The sequence below is a fragment of the Leptothrix cholodnii SP-6 genome, assembly GCF_000019785.1.
Lineage (GTDB): Bacteria > Pseudomonadota > Gammaproteobacteria > Burkholderiales > Burkholderiaceae_C > Sphaerotilus > Sphaerotilus cholodnii.
On record NC_010524.1, the window covers coordinates 1,010,666 to 1,026,345 of the forward strand.

The following is a 15,680-nucleotide window of genomic DNA, read 5'->3' on the forward strand; positions in this document are numbered from 1 at the left end:
TGGCTTCCGACGTGAATCGTCACGCATGTCGCGTGTCGGTGTCGCCTGCGGCGGCGTCGGAAAACTTGCAGGAGCGCAGCATGCGTGTGGTGGTTTTGGGGGCCGGCATCATCGGCGTCAGCACGGCCTGGCATTTGATGGAACAGGGCCACGAGGTCACGCTGGTCGATCGCCAGGCCGATGCCGCGATGGAAACCAGCTTCGCCAACGGTGCGCAGATCTCGGTGAGCTTCTGCGAGCCGTGGGCCAATGCCGCTGCACCGTTCAAGGTGGCCAAGTGGCTGCTGCGCGACGACTCGCCGCTGCTGTTCCGGCCCCGGCTCGATCCGCACCAGTGGCGCTGGGGGCTGTCGTTCCTGGGGCAGTGCAGCGATGCGGCGTTCGAGCGCAACGTGCGCCAGCTGGTGGCGCTGGGCCGCTACAGCCACCAGTCGCTCAAGACGCTGGTGGCCGCCACGGGCATCGAATACCACCGCCTGGAGCGCGGCATCCTGCATTTCTTCTCCAGCCAGGCCGACATGGATGCCGGCGCCGAGGCGGCTCGACTGATGCGCGAGTTCGGTGTCGATCGACGCATCCTCGACCGTGCCGAGGTTCTGGCGGTCGAGCCGGCACTGGCCTCATGCGCCGATCGCCTGGTGGGCGGGACCTACACGCCCAGCGACGAATCGGGCGATGCCTGCGTCTTCACCCAGGCGCTGGCACGCCGTTGTGCCGAGCGAGGGCTGGTGACCCATTTCCGGCACGATGTGCATAGCCTGGACGTGCGTGGCGGTCGGGTGCACGGCGTGGTCGTGCGCAGCCAGCACGACGCACGGCGCATCACGGTGGCGGCTGATTCGGTCGTGGTGGCGCTCGGCTCGTTCACGGCACCGCTGCTGCGCCAGGTGGGGGTGAACCTGAACATCTATCCGGCCAAGGGGTACTCCGCCACGTTCAAGCTCCGGCATCCCGAGCGCGCCAGCACCGTCAGCATGATCGACGATGCCCGCAAGATCGCGATCTCGCGCCTGGGGGACACCATCCGGGTGGCCGGTACTGCCGAACTGGCCGGCTATGACGCGTCTCTCGAGGGCGCCACCGCGCGTGTCCGCTGCGAGGCGTTGCGACGGCGCTACGAAGAGCTGTTTCCCGGCGTGGCGGACACGACGGAGCCCAACTTCTGGGCCGGTCTGCGCCCCAGCACGCCGACCAACATCCCCTACATCGGTCAGACGCCGATCGCAGGGCTCTGGGTCAATGCGGGCCACGGCACGCTCGGGTGGACGCACGGTGCCGGGTCTGGCCGGGCGCTGGCCGAACTGATCAGCGGAGGCCAGCCCGAACTGGATTTCGGCTTCTACGGAGTCCGGCGTTCAGCGGCGGGTTGGCGGATCGCGGCAGCCTGAGATCAATTGAAAGTGGCCGTGTCAACCCCGCATTCTGTGATATTCGTGAATTATTCCCGCCGCAGCCTCACCTTCGTGGGGATGTTTAGTCTGGACAAGTCCACTTAAAGTACCAGCTAATAGCTGTCACACGGCATCACGAGTCCAGTCGCCAGAGTCTGCGTCCTGTCCCAACAAAAATATCGACAGACAGTGCGCAGACCGGACGTCCGGTACCAATGATGTTCATTTTTTGAACATCCATCAGCCCACCGCAAGGTGGGCTTTTTTTTGCCAAGTTGTTGATTGAATTGAGTTTTATGGGTCGCGCGGCCTGGCTGCGCGAGCTGTCCACGTCGCTTGTGAGCCGACATGCTGCGCATCGACGTTCTGAGGCTGTGCTCGCAGCCCGTGGACACTGGGCCGTTTTCGCGTGTCGTCGGGCTTGATGCCGCGGGTCGTCACCTCACCAGGGATCAGGTCGCGAGCCATGCAGGAACGTTCTTGATGCGGGAGCCCGGATCGGATGGTTCCTGCAGAAGTTGCTGCATGAATGCGTGGAAGTCGGCGCACTTCGGTGCATGTCAATGCACGGAAAAAAGGCCCAAGGTGTTGATTTCCTTGAGCCTTTTGGACTTCCTCGGTCCTCTTCGGACCCTTGTATGGTGGAGCCGGGGGAGGCGAATGCACCAATTTCCCCGCCATCGCGCCCAGCGCCGCCCTCTGTGGCGAGCCTTCTGCCGGTGTCCCGATTGGGACACCGCATTGTGATGCGACGCCGGCCGCCCGTGTTGCCAATGTTCGGTTCCTGGCTACGGACGCCGGTTCAATTCCTGATTGAAGAGACAGCTCGGGGTCCGAGCAATAGGCGATCCACACAAGAAGGTTGGGTGACATCACTGCTCAAAGGGGATGGATGGATCGTTGCAATATGGATATTGGAGCGTTGCCGCTGGCCCTTCGATTCGTTCAAGAACGCGGCAGAGGCGTTTAGGACTAACTCCCACGATTCCAAATGGTGGTGCGCGGCTCTCAACCTTTCGTTGCATTAGCATATGGACGGAGGCACTCGCGTTGCGACCATTTTCCCCAGCAAAGTAGATTGCCCATGCCAACTCAAGGAGCCTGTCTCTAGCGCCCAGTGGAATAGCTGCATTCGCGGGAAATTGCCCAACCATTGCGTTGATCATCTCAACGATCCGAGGAATGGCCTCGGGATAACCAACTGCGGCAGCGACTTGCGCGGCGCCGGTTCCAAGTGATGTTTCGCTCGACATCTGCCGCACCGCCACATCTTGAAACGCAGCGGCACTCTTCCCGAAGGTGGCGAGAGTGGATCGAGCCATTGGGCGAATATCCGTGCGCAGAAAAAGTTCAGAGTATTGCGTTGACTCATTGAAGGCCGTTTTGCCGACTTGCTCGACAACAATTTTATTCGGCATAGGTATTTTTTCTGCCAATTGAAGCTGGTACTCAACTAATCGCCCGCCGCCAAAGCCCTGCCGCTCTTTGATTAACGAGCCAACCTTCTCCATTATTGAGTCGGGAGTGCAGACAAAAATACTCGACCCTGCCAGTCTGCGGGTTAGACCGTACCCTAATGTCTTTTGAGCGCCAATTGTCAGCGAGTTTTGAATGGGTCCGTGGTCCAGTGCAATTGCTTCTACAGCCGTCTCGATAATCTTTAGCTCGTGCTCCGATGGAGTCTCGCAGTTTGTCATTAGGGTCCACGGCTGGGCAAGACTCAACTCGGCGGACGATTGCTGCCCACACGCAGTCAGGAAGACACAAAACGCAATGACTAGTAGTGGCTGGAACATTCAGGTGATTCTATTTTCAAACGTAGATCGAATCCATGCATACCAATTCAACGCAATTTCATTGCGCTCTCTGTTGGCAATACGTGGATTCATGACGCGCCATGATAGATCCGGCCGCCGACGATGAGAGCAGTTTTGTCATCCACATTCTTGGGGATGGTCTCGCCGATTGCGGTCGCGATAACTCATGGGGTTGCCGCGTGCAGTGTCGGTGCACTACTTGCGGTCAGTGCTGCGTCGTGAGCGCGAATGCGGGACAAGACTAGTTTTTTACGGGTGTACTTCAGGCAGACCGGCTACAGACCGTCAAAAAGGCCCGGAAAAGATATATCAGACCAGTCTAAACGCACTACAATTAGCACATCACTTAAAACAGACCGTGAGTCCTGAAATGTTCATCCGCGCTTACCTCAGAGCCTCGACCGAAGACCAGAACGCCGACCGCGCCCGCGCCGACCTTGAGAAGTTCGCTGCCGATCATGGCGTGAAGATCGTCGCCCTCTACAGAGAGAACGAATCGGGCGCAAAGCTCGACCGGCCGAAACTCTTCGACCTCATCAACGACGCGCACCCCGGTGACGTGCTGCTGATTGAACAGGTCGACCGCCTGACGCGCCTCAACGCCACTGACCGGGAAAAGCTGTTCAAGGCGCTGGACGACAAAGGCATTCTCGTGGTGTCGCTCGACCTGCCGTTGTCGCATCAGGCGCTCAAGCAAGACACGGCAATGGACGAAACCACCCGCGACATACTGAAGGCGATGAACCGGATGATGTTGCAGATGTTTGCCGCGTTCTCCCGCAAGGATTACGAAGATCGCCGCCGTCGTCAGGCTCAAGGAATCGCCACGAACAAGGACAAATTCAAGGGCCGTCCCGAAGACACCAAAACGAATGACCACGTGCGTGACCTGCTGCTGACCGGGAAATTCTCATGGACGTACATCGAAGAGCATGCGAAGGTCAGCCGCTCCACGATTGCCAAGGTTGCAAAACGCATCAACGAAGGCGCTTAGCACGGAATTTGACAAATCCTATATCCCCCGTGACACTGTGGTTTTAACACAAACATGGGGACATCGAATGTCAAACCATCAGAACGTCACTGCTGTACTCAGCACGGAAACCAAGACGCTCATTACTGACCTGAGCGTCATCACCAGCGCCACGCCTAGCAAGCTGGCGCGCTTCATTCTCGAATCGTGCAACGACGATTTGCGCGCCGTGTGCGAAGAATTGGGCAAGTACGGCGAAGGCAGTCCGCAGCACCGGGCATTCAACAAAGCGTTGAACCAAACCAAATATGCCCAGCTTAAGCAACTCTACCCGCTGCAAGACGCCTATCAGGCCGAAATTGCCCGGCTCAACCAGGAAGCGGCCGAACTCGTGGCCGAACTGGAGGTTTGAAATCATGGTGCCCGCTATCGACATGGTGCGAGTGGTCGACTCGGAATTCATCACCCAGACCATCGGCGAGTCCGATCTTGAATTCAGCATCGGCATGAACGATGACATGATTCTGCACACCGGCACCCGCTTCGGCCACCAGATCGTGATTGTCGAAGTTGCCCGCCCTGGCGCTCAGGGGCTGGTGGTGCTGCCCGCTGGATTTGACGACTGATATGGACTTTGCTGATTTCAAATTCGGCGCGTGCGTGGACTGGGTAGAAGTGCGTTTCGACGTGCCCGACCCGGCCACCCGCAGGGATATTGAGAAGAAGTTCGGCACGGGCTCGCATGCGAAACCGCTAGACGCAAACGAAGAAGGCTATGCGCATGCGTTCATCGTCCGGATTCAAGACCCTGCACGGTGGGCTGACGTACGGCAGAAGCTCGATTCTGTTCGTGCCCGCTCGGTCGCGGCAACCGGCATTGAGATTGCCTTTGACGCCTACGCACGCAACCCAGAAGCCGGAGCGGCAAAGCTGCCCGAACTCTGTGCCCACATGCTCAAAGGGTCCAGAACCCCATACATAGACGCTCGGTTCATGAAGGGCGGCAAGGGAACAACACGGACGTTTCCAAGAGATTTTGCCGGCTCGATCAAGCTGTTTTCAGAAGATTATCTGCTTTATCTCGGCAAGCTGGATTCCAGTCATACTCAGCGGATTTACTTTAAAACTACCGATAAAAATGGAAAGATCAAACTGCCGATAAAATCACAGCGGGCTAGATTTGAAAATACTTATCTCGGAGTATCTTTGAATGGAGTCATGTCGGGCTCTCTGCGCGAGATAATCGGTGATACTGATTTCTCTTTTCGAGAGGTCGAGTATATAGACGACAAGGCCATGCTAAATCAGATACTTCGCGATTCGCCCAGAATTAATGCAAGCGGCAGGCGTAGAACTGAAGTTGGCTACCGAGAGCATCCTCTCAACACGAAGGCTGACAGTGCGTTGAACGATCGTGCGCGCGATGCCTTGCGCCGGCTGGCGAAGTCATGGGCGGCACAAGACCCATTGCAGAAATCCGGGTTTTCTGACTTTGGACCTGTGGCGCTAAGCCATTGATTTGCAAGAGATTTTCAGCAAATCGGCTGGCGCTGAAAATGACTTTAATATAACCACATGTACCCACATCACACGCGAAGAGTGCCCAACCTGGGCGCTCTCGCCCCTGCCGGGGCTCACTCACTCGCAGCCTAAATCTGATACTGTCAGTTATTACTGATATACAGATAGGGGATAGAGGGGAAATAAAATGGATAGTATTATCATAACTCCAAACAAGGAATAATAATGAAGGTACTATCTCTCCAAGAAGTAGCTGATTTTCTTGAAACAGCAGAAATCACAGAAACCCTCAACAGAGGTCAAGCCGTCGTCCACATCGGCAAGACCGATGCGGGACACCGGTTCGTGCTGATCAACGACATGCAGGGCAACTCTTGCGTCAGCCTATACCTCTAGAACGCTCTAAAACAGCCCTACAAGCCACGATCAAGGATCAACCAAGGGCAGGGTAGCACAGAAGCAAACAGAGCCCTCAAGGGGCTCTTTTTCGTTCATGGGCTCAACTGACTGAAAGTGCGCCATGACATGCGGGAATCTTCATTTCAGGACACCCCCTGAATAGGGGTGAAGAGACAGATACTGCGATTTCTACAATCTGGGGGAACGGGGCTCACACCGATTAACTCACCACTGAGAATGGCACGCACATCTATCAAGAAACTTTCAACGCTGACCGAGAAAACTCCGGGCCGTCTATATACCCGCACAGAAGTGAAGGTCTTAGAAAAACCTCGAATGTGTCAGGGTGAGCGTGAGTAATTTATTTATCAAGGCAAACCTTAAGATTGTACTTCGGCAGGTTTTCGTTTTGCTTTGATAACTGGTTTCTTTTTCTCTGCCGCTTCCGGTTTGGCTTTTGTAAACGTCACTGCCTCAATTTCTGGAATTACTGCCCGAACAGATTCAGGCAGAGTGAATATCTCCACAACCCGCAGAACGTCTTTTGCATCTCGATCAGTCCAGTACGAATCACCCGTGACCGTGCCGGTTTCATGTCCGACGATGTGAGCGATCTTATGTAAAACAACATCGGCATTCATCAACTGAGAAATTAGGCCAGAACGAAACGAATGGAAAACCTTCGATTGCGTTTCAACGATCCCGCAGGCTTTGCGATATTTTCCGAACCATTTGCTGACCGCTTGCCCGTGCCCATCCCGGCCCGGCTTGAGTTCATCAAACAGATTCACGCCACCCGCAGCACGTTGAGATTCAACCCAGCGCAGCAAACCCAGTCGGATCAACTCCGGGTGAATCGGCACGCGACGCCGGGCATTCTTGTTTTTCTTCCGCAGTCCTTCGCCTTCTTCATCGGCGATGCTGATGACATCAACGCCTTCGACCTGGAAGAAGTCCACGAGTCGCAACTGACACAATTCGTTCAACCGTGCGCCCGTGAACAACCCCAGAAGCATGACCCAGTAGTAGTGCGGATGCAGAAACGACCGGTTTTGCCAGTCCTTGCGCCCAAACAGCGCCAGCAACTCGGATTCTGTGAACGGAATTCGCTTCGTGGTTTCGACTTCTGCGATCTGTAACCCGGCAGCGGGGTTTGATTTCAGTTCGTAGTGTGTGACCGCCCACTTAAAAAACCCAGAAATTCGGGTCATGTGGTCATTCACGGTTCCTTCACTCAGCACCTCGAATCCTTCGATGTCGGGCGAGGTCAGTTCTAGAAAGTTCTTGCCCTTGAGTGCCGCCATCTTGTTTGCGTTCGAGGGCAGGCGTTGCAGTCGCTGGAAAAAGTCTCGACAAGCAGGGCGCTTGATCGAGTGGATAGGTATGTCACCAAGAAACTCGGTCAAGTTGCGAAACGTCACCACCCAGCGATCACGCGTTTTCTCGGTCCACTTTTTGCCCGCTTGGGCTTCATCAATGAATTCATCGATCGCCACCGACAGCAGGACACCCGCAGGGGCACTTCCTAAAACTATCGTGCCGACCATCTCCGGCACGTGATCGACGTCATGACGGCTCGCACGGCGTCATCGCATGCCGAATTCGAAGATCAGTTCTACCCGGCGGCCTGTCTTTCAGCCCTTCGCGCCCCTCGCGAAGGGCTTTTCTGCCCTCACACCGGCCTCGCAGACGCACCCGTGCTCTTGACCAGCCACACCAGCCTGCGCGCGTTGTAGGCCGCGCACTGCAGCGTGATGGCCAGCGCATTGCGCGCCAGCGTCATCGCCCGCACGCACTTGCCGCCCTGCTGGGCCAGGCTGGCGAAGACGTGCTCGACGCGCGAGCGGGTCCGGTTGATCGTGCGATTGCGCTGCTTCAGTCGGGTCTTGGCGGTCTGCCCCGGCCTGGCCCGCCGCGCGATGCCGTCGACCAGGCCCTGCTGCGCCAGCACCTGCCGGTTGGCCTGGCTGTCGTAGCCGCGGTCGGCCAGCAGGCGATCGCGCGTGTTGGCCGACTGCAGCACGTGGGGGAGCTGCTGGCCGTCGTCGGCATTGGCCGCCGTGATCTTCAGGGTGCGGATGAGCTTGTAGCGCGCATCCGCGTTGGCGTGCAGCTTGTAGCCGTAGTAGCTCTTGCCGTGCTTCTGCGTCCAGCGTGCGTCGCCATCGGTGTGCGCCATGCGCTTCTTGCTCCAGCCTTCGGGCGTCTCGCCCTTGTTGAGCGCCTCGCGCTCGGCGGTGTTGGCCTGGGTGATGGGTGCGGCCACGATGCTGGCGTCGACGATCTGCCCGCCGCGCGGGATGAACCCGTGCTGCTGCAACTGCTGACTCAGCGTCTCGAAGATCGCCCGTCCGCCCAGCCCGCCCTGGGCCAGGCGCTGCCGAAAGCTCCACAGCGTGCGGGCGTCGGGGATGTTCAAGGCGCCGTCGAGCCGGCAGAAGCGCTGGAAGCTCAGCCGGTCGAGCACCTGGTGCTCGCACTGCTCGTCCGACAGGTTGTAGAGCCCTTGCAGGAAGACCATGCGCACCAGCACCTCGCTCGGGTACGGCGGGCGGCCACCCTTCTTGCGGTCGGCGCGCGGACACGCCGCATCGACCGCCGCGGCCATCGCCGTGAAGTCCACCAGCGCGTCGATCGCCGCCAGCGTCTGCACGTAGCCCTCGAGCTTGGCCTTGCGCTGGCGCGCCAGGAACAGGTCGTCCACCGCTTCCTCCTCAGGGAAGAAGCTCGAGGGCTTGATGCGCGGCGTGATCATGGCTGCGCATCTTGCCGGCTCAGGCTGCGGGCGAACAGGGAGGTTTCGAGAAGTGCCCGCAGGCACCGCAGGGGCTGGCGCTGGTGGTGCCGCAACCTTGCTGCGCTCAAGCAGCAGAAGTTGGATTGCCTTGTCGCGCTTGCGGATGCCGTCTTCAAGGGCTGCAGTCTTGGCCGCCGCTGCCGCTGCTTTCTTTGCTGCCTTCAGCTCTTCCATCTGGCGCTCGAACGCTGCATCTTGGTCGGCCCGTTCGTCGGCCTCGATCACCTGCGCCTTGCGCTCTTTCACCAGACGCAAGATTGCAAGCGTCTCTTTGCTCAACTCGCTCAAGGGGTGCCCCGATCGTGTGTGGTGAAGAACCAACAACACCGCCATGCGCAGGGGCAACGCGTTCGCTTGCGCTTCCCGCTTGCTGGCCGTGCCCAGCGATCGCAGCAGTTCTGACGCGCCGACCGCTTGCCGAACATCAGCAGGCACGACCCAGCGCCAGCACCACACACCGCAGCGATTGCGCCGCAGACCTTCACCGTAAGACATGAAAAAGCGCCCTGTGACCAACTGGATTGGGAAATCCAATTGGGACACCGGGCGCCCTGTGCGGCATCGCCGAAACGAAAAACCGCTTATAAATCAACCACTTACGAGAGTGATTGACATGTGCTGGTGGAGCCGGGGGGAATTGAACCCCCGTCCGCAAGCCATCCTCAGGTAGTTCTACATGCGTAGTTCTCTGATTTGAATCTCACGTCGCTGACGGGCAGGAACACCCTTCAGGCAACGCCAGTCACTAGATCTCGTACCCGACTGAGTGACCCCATCGGATACCAGCCAATGTAGATTACCTCTCAGCCCTTGCGGGCCCGGCCCATCGGCCAACCGTTGAGAGGCTCACCGGTGTTAAGCGGCGAGGGCGTACGTAGAGTCGTTCGCAGTTACTTTGTTTCCAGTGGTTTTACGAGCGAACTGGTGCTCGGCATGCCCTACTCCAATTCCGTACCCACGTCGAAACCAGGTCGGCCCCAGAGATGCGTAGTTTAGGCCATCGCGGCCAGTTTCAAGAGCTCGGCGGGTGTGTCGATCAAATGATCGGCGCCCCAGTCGGCGATCGCCTCGCCCAGGCCGAGGTAGCCCCAGGCCGCTGCCACCGTGACCATGCCGGCGGCACGGCCAGCCTGAACGTCGCGCAGGTCGTCGCCGACGTAGGCGCAAGCCGATGGTTCGACCCGGAGTTGGCGGGCCGCCTCGAGCAGTGGATCGGGGTGCGGTTTGGCGCGCGCCGCCGTGTCGCCACAGATCAGAACGCGGCTGCGATGGGCGAGTCCGACCGCTTCAACCACCGGTTGCGCAAAGCGGCTGTGCTTGTTGGTGACGATGCCCCAGGCGATGCCCAGCGTGTCGAGGCGGTCGAGCACCGGCCGCATGTCGGTGAACACCTGCGTCAGGCGGGTCATGCGGGCCTCGTAGAGCGCGAGATATTCGTCCCGGATCGACTCGAAGTGCACGTCGTCGGGGCCGATGCCCAGCGCAACGCCCACCATGCCACGCGCGCCGGTGCCGGTCAGGGGCCGGTAGTCCGACAAGGGCAGGGCGGACAGGCCGCGCGTTGCCCGCAGTTCATTGGCGGCCTCGCCCAGGTCGGGGGCGCTGTCGATCAGGGTTCCGTCGAGGTCGAACAGCACCGCCCGCCAGGTGCCGCCGCTCACGCCGTTTCCTTCCGGCATGCCACCAGGTAGTTGACGCTGGTGTCGGCGCTGAGCCAGTAGCGGCGCGTCAGCGGGTTGTATTCCATGCCGCGGGTGTGGCGCAGATCGAGGCCGGTGTCGCGACACCAGCGCAGCAGTTCGCTCGGGCGGATGAACTTGGCGTATTCGTGGGTGCCGGCCGGCAGCATCTTGAGCACGTACTCGGCGCCGACGATCGCGAGCAGGAACGACTTCGGATTGCGGTTGATGGTCGACAGGAACACCCAGCCGCCGGGTTTGACGAGCTGCGAACAGGCCTGGACGATCGACGCCGGATCGGGCACGTGCTCGACCATCTCCATGCAGGTGACCACGTCGTAGCGGGCGGGCTGCTCGGCCGCCAGCGCCTCGGCCGCGATCTCGCGGTACTCGACGCGGGTCTGGCCGGACTCGAGCGCATGCAACTGGGCGACCTTGAGCGAGCGCTCGGCCAGATCGATGCCCAGCACCTGTGCGCCGCGCTGAGCCATGGCTTCGCTCAGGATGCCGCCGCCGCAGCCGACGTCGAGCACCTTCAGGCCATCGAGCTTGCCGACGGTCTGTTCGATCCAGTTCAGGCGCAGCGGGTTGATCTGGTGCAGGGGGCGGAATTCGCTCTCGGGGTCCCACCACTTGTGGGCGAGCTCGCTGAACTTGGCAAGCTCCTTCGGATCGGCGTTTTGCATGGCGCTATCGTAAATGCAGGCGAAAAAAAACCCCGCCGAAGCGGGGCTCTGGTACGAGCAGGGCTGGCCTGCTCAAGTACCTCACTTCTTGATGGTGCGCGTGCCGACCACTTCGATTTCGACGCGGCGGTTCTTGGCCTTGCCTTCCTTGGTGCCGTTGTCGGCGACAGGCTGCTTCTCGCCCTTGCCTTCGGTGTACACGCGGTTCTGCTCGACGCCCTTGCTGACCAGATACTTCTTCACGGCTTCGGCGCGGTTGACGCCCAGCTTCTGGTTGTAGGCATCCGAGCCGTCGGAATCGGTGTGACCGACGGCGATGATGACTTCGAGGTTGATGTCCTTGACCTTGCTGACCAGATCGTCGAGCTTGGATGCGGCATCGGGCTTGAGCACGAACTTGCCGGTGTCGAAGAATGCGTCGGCTGCGAAGGTGACCTTTTCGCTGACGGGCGCGGCAGGTGCTGCAGGCGCCGGAACGGGTGCCGGAGCAGGCACGGGAACCGGGACGACAGCCGGCGCGGGCGCGGGTGCCGGCGCAGGAGCGGGGGCCGGTGCGGGTGCGGGCGCCGGTGCCGGAGCAGCCGCCACCGGAGCCGGAGCAGGTGCCGGCGGCGGGGGGACGCCGTCGCAACCTTGCACGCCGGAGCCGGGCGTGAAGAAGCCGTTGCGCCAGCACAGTTCGCTGGTGCCATTCTTCCAGGCGCCGACGCTGCTGCCGGTATTGCCGTTGTCGACCTTGCCCGTGCCCATAGAGCCGCAAGCTGCGAGTGCCGCCGTTGCGAACAGCAGTGCGACCTTGTTGAGTTTGTTCATGGTTCTCCTCTCGATTGACCGCAACCAGCGGGGAAAGCGGGGTGAAATTGCAGTCTTCGCCGGGGGCGACTGACCGTTGCAAATCGTCAAAACATTGTGCCATAGGGCCTATGCGCCACCAAAGATTGGCCAACTGCCGGCAAATCACCGTTTGGTCTGTCGCTGACTGACAACATCGGCGCCACCTTAGAATGCAAGGTTGACGCGAGCGCAGGTGCGCCAGCAGGCCGGCGCGAGGGCAATCCTTGCGCAAGGGCGGGGTGCTGCGCTCGTGCTGGCCAGCCTGAGATCGCATGACGCAATTCGCCAAAGAAACCCTGCCCATCAGCCTCGAAGAGGAGATGCGCCGTTCCTACCTCGATTACGCAATGAGCGTGATCGTCGGACGTGCCCTGCCTGATGCGCGTGACGGACTGAAGCCGGTGCATCGCCGCGTGCTGTTCGCGATGCACGAGTTGAGCAACGACTGGAACCGGCCTTACAAGAAGTCGGCCCGCATCGTCGGCGACGTGATCGGTAAGTACCACCCGCACGGCGATACCGCGGTCTACGACACCATCGTGCGCATGGCGCAGGATTTTTCGCTGCGGCACATGCTGGTCGACGGCCAGGGCAACTTCGGCTCGGTCGACGGCGACAACGCCGCGGCGATGCGCTACACCGAAATCCGCCTGGCCAAGATCGCCCACGAGATGCTGGCCGATCTGGACAAGGAAACCGTCGACTTCGGTCCCAACTACGACGGTTCCGAAAAGGAGCCGCTGGTGCTGCCCAGCCGCCTGCCCAACCTGCTGGTGAACGGCTCGACCGGCATCGCGGTGGGCATGGCCACCAACATCCCGCCGCACAACCTCAACGAAGTCGTCGATGCCTGCCTGCATCTGATGAAGAACCCCGAGGCGTCGATCGAGGAGCTGATGGAGATCATCCCGGCGCCCGACTTCCCGACCGCCGGCATCATCTACGGCATCAACGGCGTGCGCGAGGGCTACCGCACCGGCCGCGGCAAGGTGGTGATGCGCGCCAAGGTGCACTTCGAGGACATCGACCGCGGCCAGCGCCAGTCGATCATCGTCGACGAGCTGCCCTACCAGGTCAACAAGAAGACGCTCCAGGAGCGCATGGCCGAGCTGGTGCACGAGAAGAAGATCGAAGGCATCAGCCACATCCAGGACGAGTCCGACAAGTCGGGCATGCGGCTGGTGATCGAGCTCAAGCGCGGCGAGGTGCCCGAGGTCGTGCTCAACAACCTCTACAAGCAGACCCAGCTGCAGGACACCTTCGGCATCAACATGGTGGCGCTGATCGACGGTCAGCCCAAGCTGTGCAACCTCAAGCAGCTGCTCGAGATCTTCCTCGAGCACCGCCGCGAGGTCGTCACCCGCCGCACCGTGTTCGAGCTGCGCAAGGCGCGCGACCGCGGCCACGTGCTCGAAGGCCTGGCGGTGGCGCTGGCCAACATCGACGAGTTCATCGAGACCATCAAGAACTCGCCCACGCCGCCGGTGGCCAAGCTGGCGCTGATGAGCAAGAGCTGGGATTCGTCGGTGGTGCGCGAGATGCTCACCCGCGCCGAGGGCGACACGCCGGGCGGGCGCGCCGCCTTCCGCCCCGAGGGCCTGGCGCCGCAGTTCGGCATGCAGGCCGACGGGCTGTACCGCCTGTCCGACGACCAGGCCGGCGAGATCCTGCAGATGCGCCTGCAGCGCCTGACCGGGCTGGAGCAGGACAAGATCGTCGGCGAGTACAAGGACGTGATGGCGCAGATCGCCGACCTGCTCGACATCCTGGCCAAGCCGGCGCGGGTCACGGTCATCATCGGCGACGAACTGACGGCCGTGCGCCAGGAGTTCGGCCAGAGCAAGATCGGCGTGCGCCGCTCGGTGGTCGAGCACAACGTGCAGGAGCTCGGCACCGAGGACCTGATCACGCCGACCGACATGGTGGTCACGTTGAGCCACACCGGCTACATCAAGAGCCAGCCGCTGGCCGAATACCGCGCGCAGAAGCGCGGCGGGCGCGGCAAGCAGGCCACCGCGACCAAGGACGACGACTGGGTCGACGAGCTCTTCATCGCCAACACCCACGACTGGATGCTGTGCTTCAGCAATCGCGGCCGGGTCTACTGGCTGAAGGTCTGGGAGGTGCCGCAAGGCGGGCGCAACTCGCGCGGCAAGCCGATCGTCAACATGTTCCCGCTGCAGCCCGACGAGAAGATCAACGTCGTGCTGCCGCTGACCGGCGCCAACCGCAGCTTCCCGGCCGATCACTACATCTTCATGTGCACCGCGCGCGGCACGGTCAAGAAGACCGCGCTCGACGACTTCAGCAACCCGCGCAAGGCCGGCATCATCGCGGTCGACCTCGACGAAGGCGACTTCCTGATCGGCGCGGCGCTGACCGACGGCCAGCATGACGTGATGCTGTTCTCCGACGGCGGCAAGGCGGTGCGTTTCGATGAAGAAGACGTGCGCCCGCTGGGCCGCCAGGCGCGTGGCGTGCGCGGCATGGCGCTCGACGAAGGCCAGAGCGTGATCGCGATGCTGGTGGCCGAGGACGAGACGCAGAGCGTGCTGACCGCCACCGAAAACGGCTACGGCAAGCGCACCAGCATCCTCGAGTACACGCGCCACGGCCGCGGTACCAAGGGGATGATCGCGATCCAGCAGACCGAGCGCAACGGCAAGGTGGTGGCGGCAACGTTGGTGCGGCCCAACGACGAGATCATGCTGATCACCGATCGCGGTGTGCTGGTCCGCACACGCGTTGCTGAAATTCGCGAATTGGGACGCGCCACCCAGGGCGTGACGCTGATCGCGCTCGATGAAGGTGCCAAGCTGTCGGGTTTGCAGCGCATCGTCGAAAACGATGCCAACGAGTCGATCGCCGATCCCGGCGTCGACGCCAACCCCGAAGCCGATGCCGGAGTCCCCGGCGAGGAGAGCACCTGATGTTGATGCGTACGCGCGCCCTGCTGGCCGCCCCGTTGCTGGTTCTGAGTCTGGCCACGGCCCATGCGGCCGATTCGCCGGCGGCCAAGAAAGCCCTGGTCCAGAAGGTTCTGCAGATGCAGCAACCGGGCATCGACGGCATCGCCCGCACCCTGGCCGAACAGCCGGTGGCGCCGATGATGCAGCAGGTCGCCGGCCTGCTGCGCACCCGGGTGCCCGAGGACAAGCGCGAGGCGCTGTCCAAGGAAATCCAGGGCGACTTCAAGAAGTACATCGACGCCACCGTGCCGCTGCTGCGTGACCGCGCCAAGGCGCTGGCGCCGACCACCATCGGTGCCGTGCTCGAGCAGAAGTTCAGCGAAGACGAGCTCAAGCAGCTGGTGACCTGGCTCGAGTCGCCGCTGGCGCGCAAGTACCAGACCGCGTTCCCCGAGTTCCAGCGCTCGCTGACCGAGAAGCTCGTGGCCGAGACCCGTCCGATGGTCGAGCCCAACCTGCGCGAGCTCAACGAATCCATCACCCGGCGCCTGGCGGCCCATGCGGGTGCGCCCGCTGCTGCCGGCGCGTCCAAACCCTGAGCATGACGGCGCTGTCTGCTTCCCATTGCCTGTCGGCCGGCTTCTGGCGGCTGACCGGCTGGCGGGCTGCGCCGA

At 61.2% G+C, this 15,680-nt stretch carries 14 protein-coding genes, 1 other RNA gene and 1 pseudogene; 8 read left to right on the forward strand and 8 right to left on the reverse strand.

Annotated elements, in window-relative coordinates:
- The first annotated feature begins 80 nt into the window (after positions 1-80).
- Positions 81-1,388 (forward strand): D-amino acid dehydrogenase, encoded by a 1,308-nt coding sequence (locus tag LCHO_RS04740; RefSeq protein ID WP_012345982.1) that lies wholly within the window; start codon positions 81-83, stop codon positions 1,386-1,388.
- An 875-nt stretch (positions 1,389-2,263) separates the two neighbouring features.
- On the opposite strand, the gene LCHO_RS23290 is transcribed toward LCHO_RS04740, so the two are convergent.
- Positions 2,264-3,187: a hypothetical protein gene (locus LCHO_RS23290; RefSeq protein ID WP_150105415.1), complete on the reverse strand. Its 924-nt coding sequence runs from the start codon at positions 3,185-3,187 to the stop codon at positions 2,264-2,266.
- Positions 3,188-3,578: 391 nt separating this feature from the next.
- Between LCHO_RS23290 and LCHO_RS04745 the strand changes: the two genes are divergently transcribed.
- The 4 genes from LCHO_RS04745 (at position 3,579) to LCHO_RS23295 (ending at position 5,699) form a co-directional block, all read left to right on the forward strand.
- Positions 3,579-4,202 (forward strand): recombinase family protein, encoded by a 624-nt coding sequence (locus LCHO_RS04745; protein ID WP_012345984.1) that lies wholly within the window; start codon positions 3,579-3,581, stop codon positions 4,200-4,202.
- Between the two features lie 67 nt (positions 4,203-4,269).
- Entirely contained in the window at positions 4,270-4,593 is a 324-nt protein-coding gene (locus LCHO_RS04750; protein ID WP_012345985.1) for a hypothetical protein, read from the forward strand.
- Between the two features lie 4 nt (positions 4,594-4,597).
- Positions 4,598-4,807 (forward strand): hypothetical protein, encoded by a 210-nt coding sequence (locus tag LCHO_RS04755; RefSeq protein ID WP_012345986.1) that lies wholly within the window; start codon positions 4,598-4,600, stop codon positions 4,805-4,807.
- 1 nt (position 4,808) lies between these two features.
- Complete coding sequence (locus LCHO_RS23295) at positions 4,809-5,699, forward strand: hypothetical protein (protein WP_012345987.1); 891 nt, start codon at positions 4,809-4,811, stop codon at positions 5,697-5,699.
- 782 nt (positions 5,700-6,481) lie between these two features.
- Here LCHO_RS23295 and LCHO_RS22635 read toward each other — a convergent pair.
- Positions 6,482-7,648 (reverse strand): site-specific integrase, encoded by a 1,167-nt coding sequence (locus tag LCHO_RS22635; RefSeq protein WP_012345988.1) that lies wholly within the window; start codon positions 7,646-7,648, stop codon positions 6,482-6,484.
- A gap of 125 nt (positions 7,649-7,773) precedes the next feature.
- Complete coding sequence (locus LCHO_RS04760) at positions 7,774-8,856, reverse strand: IS5 family transposase (protein ID WP_012345989.1); 1,083 nt, start codon at positions 8,854-8,856, stop codon at positions 7,774-7,776.
- A 120-nt stretch (positions 8,857-8,976) separates the two neighbouring features.
- On the opposite strand from LCHO_RS04760, the gene LCHO_RS23300 reads away from it, so the two are divergent.
- Positions 8,977-9,300: a hypothetical protein gene (locus tag LCHO_RS23300; RefSeq protein ID WP_150105416.1), complete on the forward strand. Its 324-nt coding sequence runs from the start codon at positions 8,977-8,979 to the stop codon at positions 9,298-9,300.
- Here the strand turns inward: LCHO_RS23300 and LCHO_RS24290 are convergent.
- The 5 genes and pseudogenes from LCHO_RS24290 to ompA all read right to left on the reverse strand — a co-directional run.
- Positions 9,292-9,393 (reverse strand): annotated as a pseudogene (locus LCHO_RS24290) (hypothetical protein); the annotation flags it as partial. The gene LCHO_RS23300 and the pseudogene LCHO_RS24290 overlap by 9 nt on opposite strands.
- Positions 9,394-9,517: 124 nt before the next feature.
- Positions 9,518-9,877: a transfer-messenger RNA gene (gene ssrA, locus LCHO_RS22640) on the reverse strand.
- 13 nt (positions 9,878-9,890) lie between these two features.
- Positions 9,891-10,577: an HAD family hydrolase gene (locus tag LCHO_RS04765; RefSeq protein WP_050757289.1), complete on the reverse strand. Its 687-nt coding sequence runs from the start codon at positions 10,575-10,577 to the stop codon at positions 9,891-9,893.
- On the reverse strand, positions 10,556-11,263 hold the full coding sequence (gene ubiG, locus LCHO_RS04770; protein WP_012345991.1) for a bifunctional 2-polyprenyl-6-hydroxyphenol methylase/3-demethylubiquinol 3-O-methyltransferase UbiG: 708 nt from the start codon (positions 11,261-11,263) through the stop codon (positions 10,556-10,558). The genes LCHO_RS04765 and ubiG overlap by 22 nt, the downstream gene beginning before the upstream one ends.
- An 81-nt stretch (positions 11,264-11,344) precedes the next feature.
- Positions 11,345-12,076, reverse strand: coding sequence for an outer membrane protein OmpA (ompA, locus tag LCHO_RS04775; protein ID WP_012345992.1), 732 nt, complete (start codon positions 12,074-12,076; stop codon positions 11,345-11,347).
- A 293-nt stretch (positions 12,077-12,369) separates the two neighbouring features.
- On the opposite strand from ompA, the gene gyrA reads away from it, so the two are divergent.
- Both gyrA and LCHO_RS04785 read left to right on the forward strand, forming a co-directional pair.
- On the forward strand, positions 12,370-15,027 hold the full coding sequence (gene gyrA / locus LCHO_RS04780; RefSeq protein ID WP_012345993.1) for a DNA gyrase subunit A: 2,658 nt from the start codon (positions 12,370-12,372) through the stop codon (positions 15,025-15,027).
- Positions 15,027-15,605: a DUF2059 domain-containing protein gene (locus LCHO_RS04785; RefSeq protein WP_012345994.1), complete on the forward strand. Its 579-nt coding sequence runs from the start codon at positions 15,027-15,029 to the stop codon at positions 15,603-15,605. Before gyrA ends, LCHO_RS04785 begins: the two co-directional genes overlap by 1 nt.
- The last annotated feature ends 75 nt before the right edge of the window (positions 15,606-15,680 follow it).

Excerpts from the sequence above, each read along its gene's own strand:
- ompA (WP_012345992.1), bottom strand. The coding sequence starts at position 12,076 with ATGAACAAACTCAACAAGGTCGCACTGCTGTTCGCAACGGCGGCACTC.
- gyrA (WP_012345993.1), top strand. The coding sequence starts at position 12,370 with ATGACGCAATTCGCCAAAGAAACCCTGCCCATCAGCCTCGAAGAGGAG.
- LCHO_RS22635 (WP_012345988.1), bottom strand. The coding sequence starts at position 7,648 with ATGGTCGGCACGATAGTTTTAGGAAGTGCCCCTGCGGGTGTCCTGCTG.
- LCHO_RS04750 (WP_012345985.1), top strand. The coding sequence starts at position 4,270 with ATGTCAAACCATCAGAACGTCACTGCTGTACTCAGCACGGAAACCAAG.
- LCHO_RS04740 (WP_012345982.1), top strand. The coding sequence starts at position 81 with ATGCGTGTGGTGGTTTTGGGGGCCGGCATCATCGGCGTCAGCACGGCC.
- LCHO_RS23290 (WP_150105415.1), bottom strand. The coding sequence starts at position 3,187 with ATGTTCCAGCCACTACTAGTCATTGCGTTTTGTGTCTTCCTGACTGCG.
- LCHO_RS23295 (WP_012345987.1), top strand. The coding sequence starts at position 4,809 with ATGGACTTTGCTGATTTCAAATTCGGCGCGTGCGTGGACTGGGTAGAA.
- LCHO_RS04765 (WP_050757289.1), bottom strand. The coding sequence starts at position 10,577 with ATGCCGGAAGGAAACGGCGTGAGCGGCGGCACCTGGCGGGCGGTGCTG.
- ubiG (WP_012345991.1), bottom strand. The coding sequence starts at position 11,263 with ATGCAAAACGCCGATCCGAAGGAGCTTGCCAAGTTCAGCGAGCTCGCC.
- LCHO_RS04785 (WP_012345994.1), top strand. The coding sequence starts at position 15,027 with ATGTTGATGCGTACGCGCGCCCTGCTGGCCGCCCCGTTGCTGGTTCTG.
- LCHO_RS04760 (WP_012345989.1), bottom strand. The coding sequence starts at position 8,856 with ATGATCACGCCGCGCATCAAGCCCTCGAGCTTCTTCCCTGAGGAGGAA.
- LCHO_RS04745 (WP_012345984.1), top strand. The coding sequence starts at position 3,579 with ATGTTCATCCGCGCTTACCTCAGAGCCTCGACCGAAGACCAGAACGCC.
- LCHO_RS04755 (WP_012345986.1), top strand. The coding sequence starts at position 4,598 with ATGGTGCCCGCTATCGACATGGTGCGAGTGGTCGACTCGGAATTCATC.